Genomic DNA, 19,303 nt, shown 5'->3' with positions numbered 1-19,303 from the left:
CCTTAACAAGATCTTAAGATGTTCTTCGTTCTTTGACCATAAGACTGTGTTATTCTTAGCAAGAATTATTCAGTGGCGTCATTTAGATTACTGTCTTTTATGAGAAATGAGATAATCGGCCTTACGCCCTAAGAATGAAGATCGTAGAGTAGCTGCATTAGATGCTCTGAAGGATCGAAGGGGCAGGAAGAAAGATAGAGAAGAGTTAACGCTAGAGGATAAAATTAAGCTTGAAATGAAGAAACTGAAGGCAGACAATGAGAGGCTTAGAGCGTTAGAGCAAGTCGGGAGAAAAGGAGCAAGAGTATGAATAAAAAATGGGTGACAATTGGTGTCATAGGGGTCTTGGTCATGGGAGGCGGATATTGGGGTTATAAAAAGTTCACAGCAAAACCCGCTGTGGCCTCCAACATTACTGCGAAAGCAAAAATGGGAAACGTGAGCAAACTGATTACAGCAACTGGAACGGTTAGCTTTCCCCACTCGATTCCTTTGACTTTTCCAGAAAAGGGGCGGATCGTGGAACTTAATATCCAACCGGGTGATTCCGTGAAAGCCGGGCAAGTGCTGGCGAAGATGGATGATACCAAGCTTCAGACCGCCGTGTTACAACAAGAGGCAAACCTAACATCCGCTCAATCTAAACTTCAAATTCTTCAAGATGGATTCAATGCTCAAACGAAAGCCCAGGCTGAGGCAGCTCTAGCTAAAGCACTACAGAATTTAACCACCGCTCAGCAAAATGCTGATCCTGGTTATTTAGCAAACCAGGTCTTACTGGCCAATCAGAATGTTAAACTGACGAGTGATGCCTTAGCCAAGGCTCAGCAGAGTGGAAATACGTCATCCCTACAATCTGCGCAAAATTCATTGGCCCAAGTCATAGCTGCTTTAACCACGGCTGAAAATGCCCAAAATGGAGGAGCTGCTCTCGCCTTATCTTCTGCTCAGGCGGATGTAACGTCGGCTCAATATCAAGTCGATAAACAAGCGGATGGACCAAAATCCGGAGATCTTCAATCGGCACAAGCCAGTATTGCCATAGCACAGGTCCAGCTTGCCAGTGCACAAACCGATTTAATAAATGCCACAATAATTGCACCAACAGACGCCACGGTTGTCAGTTCACCACTTCAACTGTACGAATATACCAACGATAATTCAATCATTACCCTTACTCCGACTGGAAGCAATTTCCAAGTAGAGGCGATGATTGATCAGGCGGATATTGCGCAGGTGGAAGTTGGTCAGAAAGTGGATATCACCCTTGACGCGTACCCGGATGAACATAGCAGTGGGATTGTGAGCTTAGTGGCCCTTCAAGGGACGACAGCTTCCAATGTTACAACGTTTAAAGTCACAGTCTCTGTAGAACAGGCCAGCGATAAACTTCGTTCAGGGATGAATGCTAATCTTGACATTATTGTAGCAGAAGCTAAAGATGTGCTGACGGTACCTAGTGAAGCGATCAAAACCAGAGGGACTCAAAAAGGCGTCACGGTTCCCGCGACTTCGGCTGAAGGTAGTAATGGACAAATAGCTTCAGACACTAAACCGAAAACAAATTCTCAGAGCGCGGCGAACTCTGGTAGTGGTGCACAAAACGGAGCAAGTCTGCAATTTATCCCGGTGGAATTTGGTTTGGATGATGGAACTAATGTAGAAATTAAAAGCGGTATCAAAGAGGGGCAAGAAGTTGTCACCGCGGTTAGTACGTCGGCAACAACTAAAGCAACTACCGGTGGATTTAGTTTAGGCGGCGGCGGAAATAGGGCGACCATGGGTAGTCCTCCGAGATAAATAATTTGATAGTTCCTGCAGCTCGAACCAGACAAATGGATTGTCGTTCAAAGGTGGCAGCACGGAATACTCAGTTAAACTTGCTTTGACGGATACGTCAGGAGGAGTATTATTTGATAAATCTCAAAGGAATCAAAAAGATCTATGCTAACGGTGATATAAAAGTTGCGGCTTTAGGTGGGGTGGACCTTCACGTAGGAGCCGGTGAATTTGTAGCCATTATGGGACCCTCGGGTTCGGGCAAGTCGACGATGATGAATATTTTAGGATGCCTGGATACACCGACAGAAGGTGAGTATTATCTCGACGGTACCGATGTCGCGAAGGCCAGTGGTGATGATTTATCCGTCATTCGCAATCGCAAGATTGGGTTTGTCTTTCAAGGCTTTAATCTTCTGCCCCGAACCATGGCTGTCGAAAATGTCGAACTACCCATGCTCTATGCAGGAATGGGAGGTAAAGAAAGACGTTCTCGTGCCATCGCTGCCTTAGAATCAGTGGGCCTGGGTGATCGGATTCATCACCGTCCCAAAGAACTATCGGGTGGGCAGCAACAAAGAGTGGCCATCGCTCGAGCGCTCGTGACTAAGCCAGCTATCATTTTAGCGGATGAGCCCACTGGGAACTTGGACAGTCGCTCCAGTGAAGAGGTCATGGCGATCTTTCAGGGACTGCATGCCTCAGGAAATACGATTATTATTGTAACGCACGAACCAGATATTGCTGAATTTACTGAGCGAATTGTGCGTTTCCGTGACGGTCACATTGAAGGGGACGAAAAGGTAAAAAATCCTCGTAAAGCACAAGCCCAGGTCCTCGAGGAAGGAGTGGCAGAGTGAACTTTTTAGAAAGTATCCGAGTCTCTCTTAGGGCTTTGCGAGCTAATAAGCTGCGGTCAGCCTTGACCATGCTGGGAATTATTATCGGAGTGGCGGCTGTGATTGCCATGGTCGGAATAGGAAATGGGGCAACCGCTTCGATCACTTCCCAGATTCAGGGCATGGGCTCGAATCTACTTACTATTAGCGCGGGACAATCAAATTCCGGAGGGGTTAATGGGGGGGCAGGTAGCTCAGTCAGCTTAAGCATGACCGATGTTGACAAGATTGCGGAAGGATCTGCCGTTAAAGCGGTAGCCCCGCTTTCTAGTACTAATGCGCAAGTGGTCTTAGGTTCTGGAAATACCTCTACGAGCATCATCGGTACCACAGAGGGCTATGAAATAATTAAAAATGTCACAATGGCCCGTGGTCGTTATATCACGGAAGCGGACGTGAATAGCAGTGCAAGGGTCGCAGTGCTCGGTCCGACGGTTGTGGAAAATCTCATGGGGGATGCCAACGCTAATATCATTGGCAAGAACATCAAAATAAATAACGTACCCTTTCAAGTCATTGGGGTGACAACGGCTACAGGGTCTACCGGATTTCAGAGCAGTGACGATATGATTACAGCACCTATCACAACCGTTCAGGCGCGTTTAATCGGCAGGAAAACCTTACGAAATATTTTAGTCTCGGCCTCCTCCGAGGACCTTATGCAAACAGCACAAGATGAGATTACGGTAACGTTGCGAAAAACTCATAAGATCCAGGAGGGCAAAGATAACGACTTTAGGGTACAGAATCAGGCTGATATGTTAGCAACCATGCAAAGTGTCACCCAAACCTTAACCATGCTCTTGGGCGGGATTGCAGGCATATCCCTGTTGGTCGGGGGAATTGGCATCATGAATATCATGCTCGTTTCAGTCACCGAACGAACCCGAGAGATTGGAATCCGGAAAGCCATCGGGGCAAAAAGCGGGGATATTCTCATGCAGTTTCTCATCGAAGCGGTCGTACTCAGTATCTTAGGTGGAGGTATAGGCATTGCCCTAGGTTATGGAGGATCAAGCCTGGCAGGAAAGGCCTTAGCAATGGATACCAGTATTTCCGTGTCCTCAGTGTTGATGGCTTTTGGCTTCTCTGCCGCAATCGGCATTATATTCGGGGTCTTCCCGGCACGAAAGGCCGCGGCAATGGACCCGATTGATGCTTTAAGATACGAATAAGGTCTTTGAAAGTAAGGGGCCATTGCACGTTCACACACGTTCACGTTCACTCGCTCGTTGGATGCTGAAGCTATCACTGCCAACCTCTGGGTAGCGCAAGATGTGAACCTAGGCGTGATAATGCTTCAGCATCAGCACTCGCTTTACCGTGAACTTCACTGATGTGTTCACTTAGTAATGTCCCTTAGTTTCTGGTCAGACGGTGCTAGGAACGACTTGCATTTGATCTAAGGAACTCGAAGAACTGTTAAGCAGGATAAGGAGTTGCAAGCGGAGCACGGTTTATTGAGTGTCAGAAAGAATGCAAGTGAAGAACCGTCCCTGACTTGCACTGACTTGCGGAGGATAGCCGAAATTAGGGAGGAGAAATATTATATGGGGAAAAGGAAGCAGACCCAAAAGGTTTTGAGTTTACTGATGATGGTATTTTTGCTGTTGGGAATGATTCCGGGGGTGGCTTCAGCGGCCACGAGTGATGATCCTAGTACATGGCTCGGCTGGCTCAACTTTGCGACCAGCGAAGATTCTAGACTGATTGCCGGAGAAGCAGGTAATATAAATGTTCAACTTTGGGATAATAAGTCCGACCCTTTTACTGGATCTGTGGGAAGCGCTACCATCACAGATGCTCAGGGAGTTGATAAGTTATTTCAAGTTTCTGGGTCAGCAGGACATTATACGATTTCCAACGTTACGTTAGAAACTGCTGGTGAGTATCAGTTAGTTATACGCCAAGGAGCTTCGGGTACAGCTTTAGCCGCTGGAACTATTACAGTGCTGAATGCTACGACAATTATTACAGATTCTCTTGTTATCAACAAGAATAATACTATTAGAGTTAAGGTAACGGATACGGAAGGCAACCCATTGGGCCGTAAATCTGGAACTGTAGACGGAACGCTACTTGGGGCATCCGCAGTATCTTTTACAACTCTCAGTGATGGGACGTTTACGTTTAGTATGACACCCTCTCTATATGGTTCAGCGAACATCGTTTTCGCCGGTCATGTGATCGGTTCGATCCCGGTAGTTCCTGCCTATACTCAAAATGCGCGTATTGGAGGGACGGCGGAAGATAATGTTGCTCTCTCAGTTGAGGTTGCCCAAAGCGGTTGGACGATGGGGGCTCCTTATGTGATTCTGGCACGAGATGATCAATTCTCTGATGCTCTTGCTGCGGCCCCACTCTCTAAAAGGCTCGATGCGCCGATTCTAATGACAAAATCGACAAAGTTAGATGATCGGACTTTGGCCGCAATTCGTACTTTGGGCGCTCAGTATGTTTACATCGTCGGTGGAACAGTCGCAATTTCGCAAGGCATCCAGGATACCTTGAGTAACGAGTTTACTGTTACTCGGATTGCTGGATTACAAGGATATGATACGGCTGCGCTTATCTCCTCTAATGTAGGGATTGATCTCACTCGCACCGTATATATTGCCAATGGGCATGCAATCCCAGATGCCATCGCGATCAGCGCTTTTGCTGCGGAGCAAGGGAGCCCGATTTTGCTTACAGATAGAGATCAACTGCCTCCTTCTACAATTCAGGCATTGACAGATCTCAAGGCTAGTAACGTTATTTTGCTTGGCGGGACAGCCGTTATTGGTGATTCCGTGGAAGATGAGCTACAGGCTAAGTATTTAGTCAAACGTTGGGGTGGATATGACCGTTACGATACTCAGAATATCATCTTTCAAAATCTTTTCAACAACTCGCAGGTTCCTCAGTCCCCGCTTTACTTTACATCAGGGCTAGTTCGTCAGGATGATGTTAACTCGGGAAACCCCTATGCGGGCGCTTTGTTAACAGCCGCATTAGCAGCTAAAAAAGGAGGCTTTGTTGCAATGCTCCCTCCAAATACCGTTCCATCGAGTCTGAACTATTTCTTGCTTTTCAATAAAGGGTATATTTCAAAGTCAGCAGTTGTAGGCAATAATAGTGGAGTCTCGTATTATCTCGAGCAACAACTCCAGCAAATATTGAACCACTAAAAACTTAAATAACTAAACAACTTAAACAACGAAGTAGGGAAGCATAACCAAGGGGCAGTAACAAACTAGTTAAAGAAGTTTGTTACTGCCCCATTTTGTTCAATATTCTCTATACAAGATTATAAATCATTTCATAAGATGTAGGATCGATTTTCCTGTGAATGATCGATATCTTTCTTCCTCATACGTTGAAAAGGAAGAAGTGTATCACTAACTACTAAGTTACTCATAATATTTATTGATAGGACCTAGCCAAAGAAGGAATACCCTAAAGAATAGAGAAGTATAATAGTTATTGGACTAATTAACCAGACCAAAAAGGATTAAGCCAAATAGAACGATTAAAACTCTGCTTAGTTTTCTATAACAAGGATTTCAGGAATAAGAGAAGAGGGATATTAATGGATTTGGATCGAAAAAGCGGAGTACCGTATTACATCCAGCTTAAGGAGCAGATCCGACAACGAATTACCCAAGGGATTTGGACTGCAGGGATGAAACTTCCACCAGAACGGGAGTTGGCCAAAAGTTTAGCTGTTAGCCGAAATACTGTCAGCCAAGCTTATAAGGAACTGGAGAGTGAAGGGATTTTAAGTTCGGCAAGGGGTAAAGGGACCTTCGTTGAGGATACTTCGCAAATCCTTCAGCAGGAGGGTCGAAAGGAGAAAGTCCTCCGGATCGTTGATTTGGCCATGGAAGAGGCAGTTGGACTCGGGTTTTCCATCGATGACTTTGTGTCGTTTGTTCATGTACGGGGAATGGAAAAGAAAGAGCTTCTTTCACGACTGAAAGTGGCTTTCCTCGTCACGAACCCTGAACAACTTGTGGAAGTCAATTGGAATCTCGGTTCAGGAGTAAGCCTTTTACCGATCTTGCTTTCTGAACTCCAGGAATCCCCGCGAGCTCAGGATCGTTTGGCCGGAATGGATATGGCGATCACGGGAGTGACTCATCTTGCGGAAGTCAAGATTCTTCTGGGTAAACTGGGCATCCCAATCTTGGGGATTTCTATGCAGCCCAAACTGGATACGATTGTGCGTATTGCCAAGTTATCCATGGGGCGTGGATTAGCTTTAGTCTGTGAAAGTCAGCAATTTGCTGAAAAAGTTAAAGGGGCGCTTAGGCAAGCCGGTTTGTACCCAGTGCTGAAAACCCTAATTCAACCAGATGAGGCGAGGTTAAATCAGGTTTTGCCGGAATGTGGAGCCGTAATCCTAGCTCCGAGGCTTCGATTCCGGGTTGAAAAAGTGCTCCCGCAAAATATGGAGTGTATCGAGTTTCGCTTTGAACCGGATGCTGGGAGTCTTAATCTCATAAGAGGACTTTTGCTGGAATTAAAGGGGGAGAAGTTTTGAAAAAGCAGCGCGTAATCGGAATGTTCGACTCGGGAGTGGGTGGTCTTACCGTGATGAAAGAGATTCTGGAGCGATTACTCGATGTCCGAATCGTTTATTATGGAGATACTGCCCGGGTACCCTATGGAAACCGCTCTCGAGAGGAATTAATCCGTTTTGGAGAAGAGATTGTCACGTTTCTGATCGGACAAGGGGCAGAGGTGATTGTCGTAGCTTGTAATAGCAGTTCGGCAACCGCGCTTCCTATTCTACGAGATCGATTTGATATCCCAATGGTTGGTATGGTCGAACCGGGAGCACGCTTGGCAGTGGAAAAAACTATCGCTGGAAGAATAGGGCTGATTGCGACGGAAACTACCGTGCGCAGCAAAGCCTATGCGTCCGGGGTGAGTCGAGCCCTGGCAAAAGGAAGCTTACCTGATGACTTAGAACTTAGAGACGCTTGGCAGCAAGGAGAACAGGCTATCGCCTTAGTTAAAGCTCAAGGTTGCCCTCTCTTTGTACCTTTAATTGAAGCTGGTTTGGCGAATTCAGCAGAAGCACGTGGCATTGCCAAAACTTATTTAGCTCCGTTAAAAGCGGCGGGTGTGGATACTCTTATTCTGGGATGTACTCATTATCCTTTTCTTGAATCCGTCATCAGGGAGACCTTGGGAGAAGATGTGTTGATTGTGGACCCAGCTTTGGCAGTGGTCAAAGAGCTTGAGATATTACTTCAGCATCTAGACGATTGGGAACGATCGGGATTGATTGAGTCACCTACTTCATCGGTCTTAGGGAAAAAACATTGGCGGGCTCGTTATTTTGTGAGTGGAGATCCAGGGCTTTTTCGGCAAGTGGGTAATACACTCCTCCAAGAACAGATCGATCATGTAGAACAAGTCATTTTAGGTGAGTGAGGTTTTAGGGGAGTAATTTAAGAAAGAAAGCGACCAGGAGGAATGGATTTTGGAACAAAAAACCTTGGTCTTAGGGGTCATTGGAGCGGATGTTCATGCTGTGGGAAATCGAATCTTGGATTATGCCTTTACACAAGCGGGGTTTAAAGTGATCAATATTGGAGTACTCGCGACTCAGGAAGAGTTCATCCATGCAGCCATCGAAACGAATGCCGATGTTTTGCTGGTTTCATCTCTGTACGGACACGGGGAAATGGATTGCCGAGGTTTGCGTGAGAAGTGTCAGGAGACAGGAATAGGTAATATTCGTATGTATGTCGGAGGTAACTTGGTATGTGGGAAACAGGACTTTGAATCTGTCAAAGAACGATTTTTAGCGATGGGTTTTGACCGGGTTTATCCACCAGGAACGATGCCAGAGACACCGATCGAGGATTTACGTAAAGATTTAGGTATTTAGGAGTGGATTAAAGGGGGGGAACGGACCTTGCAAGCAGTCCTTCTCATAGATTTTGGCAGTACGTTTACGAAAGTGACCATTGTAGACCTTGATTCGGAGGAGATAGTGGGGACGGCCAGAGCGGGTACAACCATTGAAACTAGTATTATGGAGGGTTTAAAGGCAGCCTTAGCTCAGATTCCTGAGCCTGCAGGCGGTTGGAATTTTGCTCGCAAGCTGGCTTGCAGTAGTGCGGCCGGTGGGTTAAAAATGATTGCCAGTGGGTTGGTTAAAGAACTTACTGCCGAAGCAGCCAGACGAGCAGCCCTCGGAGCGGGTGCTCGAGTGCTTCAAGTTTTTAGCTACGAACTGACGCCAGCTGATCTGAATAGAATTATTAGTTATAAACCAGATATCCTCTTGTTAGCGGGAGGAACGGATGGGGGTAATAAGGAAGTCCTCTTAAAAAATGCAGAAATGCTGGGCAAGCTTCCCCAAAGCCTTCCTGTTGTGATTGCGGGAAATAAGGTAGCGGCTGCCCAGGCTGCAGAAATCCTGCGCAAACGGCATAGTCCTGTAGTTGTAGCAGACAATGTGATGCCAGAGCTCGGCGTCTTGTCAGTAGAATCTGCCCGTTTAGCGATTAGGGATGTGTTCTTAACCCACATCATTCAGGCCAAGGGATTAGACACAGCCGAGGAATTTCTGGAACGGATTATGATGCCGACACCAGCGGCGGTGCTTTCAGCAGCAGAACTTCTGGCTCAGGGACATGGTTCTGAACAGGGGATGGGCGAACTCATGATTGTGGATGTCGGGGGGGCTACGACGGATGTGTATTCGATTGCCAGGGGGGACCCGAGTAAACCCAGCGTTATGCTGAAAGGGTTACCAGAACCTTATGCCAAGCGAACGGTTGAGGGCGACTTGGGGATGCGCTACAGTTCAGAGGCGTTAGTGGAGGCCGCCGGTCGACGCTTGAGCGACTACCTGGGTTGGGCAGAAGATCAAATTGAATTCCAATTAAGTTTATGTAAAGAAGATCCTTGGCGAATTCCTCAATCAGAGGAAGAAGTCAAGTTCGATGTGGCTATGGGCCGAGTGGCTGTAGGGTTGGCTGTAGACCGTCATGTCGGAACGATTGAGGTAGTTTATACTCCGTTCGGTGCGACTTATGTGCAGCATGGCAAGGATTTAACGCCGCTACCTGTGGTGATCGGGACGGGAGGGGTCCTCCTTCACCACCCTGATGCTTTGGGTATCTTGCGAGGAGCAGTTTTTAACACAGAGGAACCTACGCTTCTCAAACCTCAAAACGCGGTCTTTTACTTAGATAAAGAGTACATTTTAGCAGCAATGGGGTTGCTTCGTGAAGTAGCACCCCTCGCCGCGCTCAGGATTATGAAGAAATATATCGTCAAACTTTAGTAGGAGGGGTTTTAGAAATGGAATTAACGGTTAAACAAATGGACGCAGAAGAGTTTCAGCGCCAGCGGCTGGAAGTTTTGGGGCAATGGGAAACAGGTAAGGATGTTAACTTTGAGGAAGCGGTAGCGTATCAAAAATCATTACCTAAAAGCAAAATCTTTGCTGAGAAGCTAGCCGAGGGAAAAGCTCAAGGGATCACATTTGCTCAACCTCGTGCCGGCGTAGCTCTGCTTAATGAGCATATTGAATTGTTGCGTTTCCTGCAAGATGAAGGAGGCGCAGATTTTCTGCCATCCACGATCGATTCCTATACCCGGCAAAACCGTTACACCGAAGCACAAGCAGGTATGGAAGAAAGTGCGGCTATCGGACGCTCAATGCTGAATGGATTTCCAGCAGTCAACCATGGGGTGGCGTCTTGTCGGCGCGTGGTCGAAAGTGTTCAAGTACCGATCCAAGTCCGGCATGGAACTCCGGATGCGCGGCTACTTGCCGAGGTGACGATCGCCGGTGGCTTTACGGACTACGAAGGGGGCGGAATTTCTTATAACATTCCCTATTCTAAAGACGTTTCTATAGAAAGTACGATCAAATACTGGCAGTATGTCGACCGCCTGATCGGGCTCTACGAGGAGCAAGGTGTCAAAATTAACCGTGAGCCCTTTGGACCGTTAACCGGGACGCTTGTTCCACCTGCCATTTCCCATGCAGTGGCAGTTCTGGAAGGGATCCTGGCAGTTGCGCAGGGAGTTCGCAGCTTGACCCTTGGTTACGGTCAATGCGGTAATCTCATTCAAGACGTCGCTGCTCTGCATACGCTGCCTAATCTGGCAGAAGAGTACTTAGCAAAACTAGGCTATCCAAAGGTAATGATTACTACGGTCTTTCATCAATGGATGGGTGGTTTTCCGCAAGATGAGGCTAAGGCCTTTGGAGTTATTTCGTGGGGGGCAGTGACCGCAGCCTTAGCCAAAGTTTCTAAAGTGATTGTAAAAACTCCCCACGAAGCACTGGGCATTCCTACTAAAGAGGCTAACGCAGCAGGCCTACGTGCCACGAAGCAAGTCTTAAACATGTTAAAAGACCAAACTCTGCCCATGACCGGTGAGTTAGCCTTGGAAGAGACTATGATTTTGATGGAGACAAGGGCTATTCTGGATCGGGTCCTCGAACTAGGCGAGGGAGATGCTGCGGTCGGGACCGTCCGAGCATTTCAAGCCGGTGTGATTGATGTCCCGTTTGCACCGAGCCGTTATAATGCGGGTAAGATTCTCCCCGCCCGGGATACCACAGGTGCTGTGAGGCTCTTGGATTTCGGTAATATCCCCTTTGATGAGACGATCAAGGAGTTTCATCGAGAGCGAATTGCCCAGCGTGGGCGAGATGAGGATCGAGATCCATCCTTCCAGATGGTGATCGATGACATATATGCGATTGGGAAAGGGATGCTCGTTGGGCGGCCAAGGGGTTAGCATTAGAAGAGAAGACTCATGGAGGGAGGGCTACATATAATGAAAATCGTAGATGTCATTGCTTCGCCAGGGCTTACGGGTTTTTATTTTGATGACCAACTAGCGATTAAATCTGGTGCTACTCATGATGGGTTTACTTACAACGGGGAGCCGCAAACGTCAGGATTTAAGGCGGTTCGTCAACGGGGTGAGTCAATTTCTGTTATGTTAATCCTGGAGGATGGCCAAGTGGCATCGGGGGATTGCGCTGCTGTCCAATATTCTGGTGCGGGTGGTCGGGATCCGCTTTTTTTGGCAGAGGATTTTATACCCATTATTCTAGAAGAGATTGCGCCTATGCTTATTGGTCAGCAATTGGATTCCTTCCAAAACTTAGTGGATAGGATTGAGAATTTGAGACGTCCGAATGGGGAGCGCTATCATACTGCCATCCGTTATGGGGTAAGCCAAGCAATTCTAGCTGGTGTGGCTAAAGCTCAGAAAAAGACGATGACAGAAGTCATACTTAAGGAATATCATCTTCCGATGATTCTGGAGCCTGTACCAATTTTTACTCAAACCGGAGATGATCGCTATGATAATGCGGATAAGGCAATTATTAAACGTGCCGGGGTGTTACCCCATGCCTTGATTAACCATGTTGAGACGAAGTTGGGCAAAAATGGAGAACTGCTTTTGGAGTATGTGGAGTGGCTTAGAAACCGAGTTCTGTCGCTGGGAAGCAAGGAATATCGTCCAGTTTTGCACATTGACGTTTATGGTACGATTGGAATTGCCTTTGAAGATAATGTGGATAGAATGGTAGACTACTTCGCCAAGTTAGAAAAAGCAGCTGCCCCCTTGCATCTAAGAATCGAAGGACCCATGGATGCCGGAAGTTTAATCAGTCAGATTGAACAACTCAAAGCCTTGCGCGACGCTTTAAGGGTTCGAGGAGTTCAGGTGGAAATCGTGGCGGATGAATGGTGCAATACCTATGAAGATATTGTTAAGTTTGTAGATGCTCAAGCTGCTGACATGGTTCAAATTAAGACTCCGGATCTAGGGGGGATTCAGAACACGATTGAAGCAGTAATTTATGCCAAGAAGTACGGCGTAGGTGCCTATGTTGGTGGATCCTGTAATGAAACAGATTCAGGAGCTCGAACTGCTGTGCATGTATCCCTTGCCACCCGCCCGGATCAATTGTTGGCTAAACCGGGTATGGGCGTGGATGAAGGCTATATGATCGTGCACAATGAGATGAATAGGACGCTTGTTTTGTTAAAGAGGGAATGGAACAAGGAGTAGACAGCGATTATGAGTAAGATAGGGTTAACAACGACGGTACCAGTTGAAGTAATTTTCGCAGCGGGGGAGACGCCGGTTGATTTAAACAATATTTTTATTACCAGTTCGGAAGCCATGCGTCGAGTAGAAGAGGCAGAGCTTGCCGGTTACCCACGGAATGTCTGCGGTTGGATCAAGGGATTGTATACGACAGCCTTGCATAATCCAGACATTCAGAGCATTGTTGCAGTGACTCAAGGAGATTGCAGTAATACTCACGCCCTGATGGAGACTTGGGAAGTTGAGGGGATTGAAATTATCCCGTTTGCTTTTCCCTATGATCGAGATCCTGATATGCTCCGTCTTCAAATGGACAAATTAATTGAAACCTTAGGTGCGACGTGGGAGGGCGTAAATCTGCAAAAGAAGCGCCTTGATCAGGTACGAGCCTTAGCGTGGGAAATTGATCGACTGACATGGGAAGAAAACCGTGTGAGCGGATTTGAAAACCACCTCTACCTTGTTTCTTGTTCAGATTTTAATGGCGACCCTGAGGGCTTTGCTCGGGAGATGGAGGGTTTTATCCAAAGGTTGCGCGGACGGGAACCGTTTTCAGAGCGGATACGTTTAGGATCACGGAGGAAAGGGCGTGAACTTCGCCTTGGTTTTATCGGGGTTCCACCTATTTTTCCCGAACTGTATGATTTTTTGGAAGAACACGGAGCCCGTGTGGTTTTTAATGAAGTCCAGAGACAATTTGCGATGCCCTTTGAGACGGAAGACGTCGTGGAACAGTACCGCTTATACACCTATCCTTATAAAGTATTTCAACGAATTGAGGATATCACCAAGGAGGCAGAGCGCCGCCAACTAGACGGGATTATTCACTATACCCAAAGCTTTTGTTATCGCCAGATCGAAGATTTGATTATACGAAAGAAACTTGATTATCCAATTTTAACGTTAGAGGGGGAAAATCCAACTGGGTTGGACGCACGCAGTAAAATGAGGTTAGAGTCTTTTTTGTCTATGCTCGGGTAGAAGTGAAAACTGTACTTAAATCAATGATTAAATCGGCAAAGATAGATACATTTATAGTATCCTCATCAGTGTACATTTCTGGACGACTGAATCGTTCGTTTTTCTGAAGAAGAAAAACACTAACGAGTTTTTGATCAGGTTCTACTATCCAATATTCTTTAACACCAGCCTTTTCATAGAGGTGAAACTTAACAAACCTATCTTTTTTTATCGACGATGGGGAAATTATTTCAATTATCATATCGGGCGCTCCATTACAACCCTTAGTGTCAATTTTGGATTTATCGCAGATAATAGAAATATCGGGTTCCACAATGTTTTTGACTTCTTTTTCATCCTTCTCAAAGCCTTGTGGCAGCCTTACACAAAAAGGTGCAGGGTAAATAGTGCAAGTTTTCCCTGTCAAATAGACTGCAATTTGTTTAGCTAATTCCATCAAGGTCTCTTGGTGTATAGGTGCTGGAGATGCTTGCAAATAGGGTATTCCATTAATAATTTCCCATCTTTCATCTTCTGGATATGTCAAGTAGTCTGCATACGTGTATTTTTTTTCTTCTTGAGATAATGGCATATAAGCACTCCCTTATATTTTCCCGCTTTCGTCAATCAAGCGTAGAAGTATTAATTATTACTATTATAACCCTCGTACTGGCATGATATCAACTGAGTTACCATTTATACCATAAAATTACAAGTAAATAGTTATGAGAAAGAAATAATACCTTGTACATAATATTTCAGGGGGGGAATCCCATGTCTGAACAAGAAATTATCTGTGGAATTGATTTAGGGAGTCGGAGTGTGAAGATCGCCCTCATGGTGCTGCCGAAGAGAGAGGAGCCTTTAGAAATCCTCCGTTTGGAAAGCTTGGATACGATCCGTTTTTACCGGGAGTATGGGCGAAAGCAGGGAGAAAAGCTGGTTGTGGACTTTGAGGCGTTGGGGCTGCCTGTGGTGAAACGCTTAATTTCCACCGGTTATGGGCGTAATACTTTGGAACTTGCTGGTGGAGAGGCAATTCCGGAGCTTAAGGCGCATGTATTGGGAGCGATTTATCAGACGGGGCTCACGGATTTTACGTTGGTTGACCTTGGTGGGCAAGACAGTAAAATCATCCAAGTCCGAAAGGGAAAAATGATCGATTTTATGACCAATGATAAGTGTGCGGCCTCTTCTGGACGCTACTTAGAAAATATGGCGGACATTCTTGATGTGTCACTAGAAGAACTAGGACAATATGCAGATGCTCCGGTGGAGTTGAACTCGACATGTGCCGTGTTTGGGGAAAGCGAGTTGATCGGTAAGATTGTGGAAGGGTTCCCCTTAGCTGAACTCGCGGCTGGAGTTAACGCAACAATTGTCAAGCGTATTTTGCCTCTCCTACGTTCCTTCACCGGTGAATTTCTGGTCTTTACCGGAGGAGTCGCGCATAACCATGCGGTAGCTAAGCTTTTAGAAGCTGGGTCGGGCAGGCGGATTGTTATACCGCAATCACCTCAGTTTAATGGGGCGATTGGGTGTTGCATTCACGGAGAGTCGCGAGACACTTGATTTAGCGCTACTACTGCCCTGGGAAAATATTATAGGCAACCTTGGAGGTTATAGTATTGAGCAGTACTTTGAAATTCATAGTCAGCATTATGAACTATTTCCACGATAAATTAGTCCTATTGACTCGGCAATTGGATCTAAACTTCAACGATAAACAGCTGCATTTTTTGGTCATTGGATTTTTGGGAATAGTGCTTTTTATACTTGTCAATAGGTTATTCAAGTATCTTGTTCGGTACAGTCTAACTGTGATTTCCTTCATTTATACCTTTACTGTCCTTGTTGTTCTTGTTTTTGCTATAGAAATTGGGCAAAAAATAACTGGTCGTGGCAATATGGAATTTCAAGATATTGTGGAAGGTCTCTGGGGTTTCTTGATTGCGTTTGTACTTTACCAAGGAATTGTAATCATTGCCCGTTGGTTAAAAAGAGCAATCAAATACACCTTACTTGGAATTCAGTAAGCAACGCTACATCCTATTATATTTACGGGGCAACTTCGTCTTCTGGAACATATACCCGGATTGCGACGGTAACAAACACAATTTATGTAAATACCGGACTTTGGGCCGATACCACCTATTATTACAAAGTTAAGGCAGTCAACAGTGCTGGTTCAAGCTCGTATTTGCCTATAGTTTATGCAAGAACTCATTTGACTGACTACTAAATGTTAAATTGGAACTTGTGCCTCAAATTGTCTCTTGCTTTTGCTTTGCTTAGGAGTACAATAAGAGACGGGGATTGGAAATATTCAGAAATGTAGCATTAACCTCGAAATGGTTATGACATAAAAGACTTTTGAGGAGGAGGTAGAGAAGATGAAGGAAATACTCGTGGAAGAGATTATTGCAGCGGTTGAAAGGCTTTGTATTGAGGCAAATTATGACCTTAGTGCGGATATAATGACTGGATTTCATCAGGCATTAAAAGTTGAACCCTCGACCTTAGGCCGGGAGGTTTTAGAACGTCTTATTGAGAACGCTGAAATAGCACACAATGAGAGAGTCCCAATGTGCCAAGACACGGGGATGGCGGTTCTTTTTGTAGAAATTGGCCAAGATTTGCACGTGGTTGGTGGAGGTCTTACCGAGGCCATTAATGAAGGGGTACGCCGAGGGTATGACAAAGGGTATCTACGCAAATCTGTCGTCAAGGATCCCTTTGAGCGAGTCAATACGGGAGATAATACTCCGGCAGTGATCCATTACGATATCGTCCCTGGTGATGCTTTGCATTTAGTGGTGGCACCTAAAGGGTTCGGCAGTGAAAACATGGGGGGCTTGAAAATGTGCAAGCCGTCTGAAGGTCTCGAGGGTGCGATGCAATTTGTGGTGGACACCGTCGATCGAGCGGGTGGAAATCCCTGCCCGCCGATTATTGTCGGAGTGGGCGTGGGAGGAACAATGGAAAAAGCCACTTACCTTGCTAAAAAGTGCTTACTTCGCGAAGTCGGGAAACACAATCCGGAAGAACGCCTAGCGAAAATCGAGGAAGAATTATTAGATCGTGTCAATCGTTTAGGCATAGGGCCCCAAGGTTTTGGAGGAATAACGACCGCTCTAGCCGTTAACTTAGAAGTTTATCCCACGCATATTGCAGGAATGCCAGTTGCAGTAAACATTGGTTGCCATGCAACTCGTCATAAGGAAATTACCTTGCAAGGGAGGGAAAACTAATGGGTGAAGCTATTCGCATTGAAACACCCCTTACCCAGGAAAAGCTTAGGGGCCTGAAGGCTGGAGATAATGTCTTACTAAATGGGATTATTTACACTGGGCGAGATGCAGCCCATAAAAAAATGGTCGAGGCTCTTGAGCAAGGCCAAGATTTGCCCTTTGAGATGAACGATCAAATCATCTATTTTGTCGGACCGACACCGGCTAAAGAAGGGCAAGTGATCGGTTCGGCAGGGCCAACGACGAGCGGACGCATGGATGCTTATTCACCAAAGCTGATCCCAAAAGGCTTGACTGGAATGATCGGTAAAGGGCTTCGTTCAACGGAAGTGATTGAAGCCATGAAGAACCACGGTGCTGTCTATTTTGGAGCGATCGGAGGAGCAGGTGCCCTCATTGCTAAGCGCATTGTTTCAGCTGAGGTCATTGCCTATCCCGAACTGGGGCCGGAAGCAGTCCGACGCTTAGTCGTGAAAGATTTTCCAGTCATGGTGATTATCGATCATGAGGGAAACAATCTATATGAATCTGGGAAAGCGCTGTACAGAAGGCATAAAGAATAACTCACTTCAAGTGGGGTTTTGAGAGGCTTTTGTGCTAAATGGCACAAAAGCCTCTCATTTTAGTATGAGCCTGAATAAATTGATTAATCTGATCTGAATAAAGAAACAATCATGAACCCCGGCGTTCACAAATTAGAATGAAAATGTTTTCCAGTCATGCGAATTCCATAGTCTTCCATTTGGAATACTCTTATTGGCGGGAGTTAAATATCCGCAAGTTTATTGGTGGAATTTCCCCCGTTAAAGAAACTGGTTTCAGTAACCTTTGAGTACAAATTAGTGTGCCTTGAGCACGTGTAAGAAATTTCTTTTAGTTTCAGGTTACTGAATCTCCCGCCAATTAATTAAAGGAGGGTTCAAATGGACGCTATTTTGGAATCATGTGCTGGCTTGGATGTTCACCAGGAAACAGTTGTAGCTTGTATACTCACTGGTCCTCTTGATCTAAAGCCTAAGAAAGTAGTTAAAACGTTTTCTACTACAACGACCGAACTCCTTGCATTAGCTAAATGGCTTGAAGAGTTTAATTGCTCCCATGTTGCTATGGAGAGTACTGGGGTCTATTGGAAGCCTGTATGGAATATCCTAGAGAGTTGTTCTTTTAAGCAACTTCTTGCAAATTCTCAGCGTATTAAGAATGTCCCTGGTCGAAAAACCGACGTTAAAGATGCTGAATGGATTGCGCAACTTCTTCGCAGTGGGCTCATTGAGGGGAGTTTTGTTCCTCTTCATGACATACGAGACCTCCGTGATCTAACTCGATATCGCAAAAAGTTAGTTCAAGAGGTTACTCAAGAAAAGAATCGAATCCACAAGATTCTTCAAGATGCCAATATTAAAATCACCACCTATGTTTCGGATATCTTTGGAGTTTCTGGCCGTTGTATCTTAGAAACCCTAATTCAAGGAGAAACTTTAACTGCGTCTAAACTTCGTAATATGGTTTTTGGGCCTATAAAATCAAAAATCTCTGATTTAATGGAAGCATTAAATGGAAATGTCCGCCCACATCATCGAGATATGATCCGTTATTCCTGGAATCACCTTTTATATTTAGAAGAGACCATAGAACGCGTTGAACGTCAAATTGATGAGTGTTTAAAACCATTTCGTAATGAAGTTGAATTACTAGATACAATTCCTGGAGTTAACCAAAGAGCTGCAAGTATTATGATCGCCGAGTTCGGTACAGATATGTCTGTATTTCCTAATGATAGCCATCTCTCATCTTGGAGCGGAATTAGCCCAGGTAATAATGAAAGCGCTGGTAAAAAAAAAGGGAGTAAAACGAAACGAGGTAATAAAGCTTTAAAAGGTGTTTTATGCGAATGTGCATGGGCTGCATCTGTTACAAGAAATACACGATTATCAGCAACCTATTGGCGTTTGGTAAAACGTTTAGGCAAAAACAAAGCCATAGTAGCTGTAGCTCACTTAATTCTTAGAATAGCCTATCAAATTTTACAAACTAAAACCCCATATCAAGAACTTGGTACACAGTTTATCGAAAATCAGGAGAAGAAGAAAGAACAACGTTTGATTAAGGCACTAGAATCAAAAGGATACCAAATAGTTAAAGCATCATAACCTCCGTGCGTAGCTATAACAGTGTTCTCGGGCATGTTATTGTCTTTTTAGGGGTAGGTGATTTGGAAACAAAGATTTAGAGGGTTTTGAGGGTTTTGAGGGTTTTAATGTTCACTGAAATAACAGTATGAAATGACAGCGCGTAGATTCATTTTCGTAAGAAAACTTGGCT

The 19,303-nt window shown here is 45.4% G+C and carries 17 protein-coding genes; 16 read left to right on the top strand and 1 reads right to left on the bottom strand.

Translation table 11 applies throughout. The features are described from left to right. Positions 1-306: 306 nt before the first annotated feature. The 11 genes from JL57_RS01835 to JL57_RS01785 all read left to right on the top strand — a co-directional run bounded on the left by JL57_RS01835 (position 307) and on the right by JL57_RS01785 (position 13,751). The gene (locus tag JL57_RS01835) at positions 307-1,800 is read left to right on the top strand and encodes an efflux RND transporter periplasmic adaptor subunit (protein ID WP_034140354.1); all 1,494 of its coding nucleotides are present in this window, start codon (positions 307-309) and stop codon (positions 1,798-1,800) included. Between the two features lie 113 nt (positions 1,801-1,913). Next, complete coding sequence (locus tag JL57_RS01830; RefSeq protein ID WP_034140353.1) at positions 1,914-2,639, top strand: ABC transporter ATP-binding protein; 726 nt, start codon at positions 1,914-1,916, stop codon at positions 2,637-2,639. Then, a complete protein-coding gene (locus JL57_RS01825; protein ID WP_034140352.1) occupies positions 2,636-3,853 on the top strand; it encodes an ABC transporter permease in 1,218 nt (405 codons plus the stop codon). The genes JL57_RS01830 and JL57_RS01825 overlap by 4 nt, the downstream gene beginning before the upstream one ends. 375 nt (positions 3,854-4,228) lie before the next feature. Further along, a complete protein-coding gene (locus tag JL57_RS01820; RefSeq protein WP_034140351.1) occupies positions 4,229-5,848 on the top strand; it encodes a cell wall-binding repeat-containing protein in 1,620 nt (539 codons plus the stop codon). A gap of 401 nt (positions 5,849-6,249) precedes the next feature. Further along, positions 6,250-7,203, top strand: coding sequence for a GntR family transcriptional regulator (locus JL57_RS01815; RefSeq protein ID WP_034140350.1), 954 nt, complete (start codon positions 6,250-6,252; stop codon positions 7,201-7,203). After that, complete coding sequence (locus JL57_RS01810; RefSeq protein WP_291299576.1) at positions 7,200-8,102, top strand: glutamate racemase; 903 nt, start codon at positions 7,200-7,202, stop codon at positions 8,100-8,102. The genes JL57_RS01815 and JL57_RS01810 overlap by 4 nt, the downstream gene beginning before the upstream one ends. A 49-nt stretch (positions 8,103-8,151) precedes the next feature. Then, on the top strand, positions 8,152-8,562 hold the full coding sequence (gene glmS, locus JL57_RS01805) for a methylaspartate mutase subunit S (RefSeq protein ID WP_034140349.1): 411 nt from the start codon (positions 8,152-8,154) through the stop codon (positions 8,560-8,562). Positions 8,563-8,589: 27 nt separating this feature from the next. Next, positions 8,590-9,969, top strand: a complete 1,380-nt coding sequence (gene glmL / locus JL57_RS01800) for a methylaspartate mutase accessory protein GlmL (RefSeq protein WP_034140348.1) — start codon at positions 8,590-8,592, stop codon at positions 9,967-9,969. Between the two features lie 17 nt (positions 9,970-9,986). Then, entirely contained in the window at positions 9,987-11,441 is a 1,455-nt protein-coding gene (locus JL57_RS01795) for a methylaspartate mutase subunit E (RefSeq protein WP_034140347.1), read from the top strand. A gap of 39 nt (positions 11,442-11,480) precedes the next feature. After that, a complete protein-coding gene (locus JL57_RS01790; RefSeq protein WP_034140346.1) occupies positions 11,481-12,731 on the top strand; it encodes a methylaspartate ammonia-lyase in 1,251 nt (416 codons plus the stop codon). Positions 12,732-12,740: 9 nt separating this feature from the next. Beyond that, on the top strand, positions 12,741-13,751 hold the full coding sequence (locus JL57_RS01785; protein ID WP_034140345.1) for a 2-hydroxyacyl-CoA dehydratase: 1,011 nt from the start codon (positions 12,741-12,743) through the stop codon (positions 13,749-13,751). Here JL57_RS01785 and JL57_RS01780 read toward each other — a convergent pair. Beyond that, the gene (locus JL57_RS01780; RefSeq protein ID WP_034140344.1) at positions 13,738-14,322 is read right to left on the bottom strand and encodes a Uma2 family endonuclease; all 585 of its coding nucleotides are present in this window, start codon (positions 14,320-14,322) and stop codon (positions 13,738-13,740) included. The genes JL57_RS01785 and JL57_RS01780 overlap by 14 nt on opposite strands. A 182-nt stretch (positions 14,323-14,504) precedes the next feature. Between JL57_RS01780 and JL57_RS01775 the strand changes: the two genes are divergently transcribed. The 5 genes from JL57_RS01775 to JL57_RS01755 all read left to right on the top strand — a co-directional run bounded on the left by JL57_RS01775 (position 14,505) and on the right by JL57_RS01755 (position 19,131). Then, entirely contained in the window at positions 14,505-15,302 is a 798-nt protein-coding gene (locus JL57_RS01775; protein ID WP_034140343.1) for an acyl-CoA dehydratase activase, read from the top strand. Between the two features lie 56 nt (positions 15,303-15,358). Continuing rightward, positions 15,359-15,766, top strand: coding sequence for a hypothetical protein (locus JL57_RS01770; protein WP_291299575.1), 408 nt, complete (start codon positions 15,359-15,361; stop codon positions 15,764-15,766). A gap of 357 nt (positions 15,767-16,123) precedes the next feature. Then, positions 16,124-16,981, top strand: coding sequence for a fumarate hydratase (locus tag JL57_RS01765; protein WP_034140342.1), 858 nt, complete (start codon positions 16,124-16,126; stop codon positions 16,979-16,981). Next, complete coding sequence (locus tag JL57_RS01760; protein ID WP_034140341.1) at positions 16,981-17,544, top strand: Fe-S-containing hydro-lyase; 564 nt, start codon at positions 16,981-16,983, stop codon at positions 17,542-17,544. The genes JL57_RS01765 and JL57_RS01760 overlap by 1 nt, the downstream gene beginning before the upstream one ends. A 360-nt stretch (positions 17,545-17,904) precedes the next feature. After that, positions 17,905-19,131 carry an IS110 family transposase gene (locus tag JL57_RS01755; protein ID WP_034140340.1) on the top strand — a complete coding sequence of 409 codons (1,227 nt, stop codon included), beginning with the start codon at positions 17,905-17,907 and terminating at the stop codon, positions 19,129-19,131. The last annotated feature ends 172 nt before the right edge of the window (positions 19,132-19,303 follow it).

It is taken from the genome of Desulfosporosinus sp. BICA1-9 (assembly GCF_000802135.1).
Note: the sequence above shows the minus strand (reverse complement) of the source record. Positions and strands in the feature narration are given on the sequence as shown.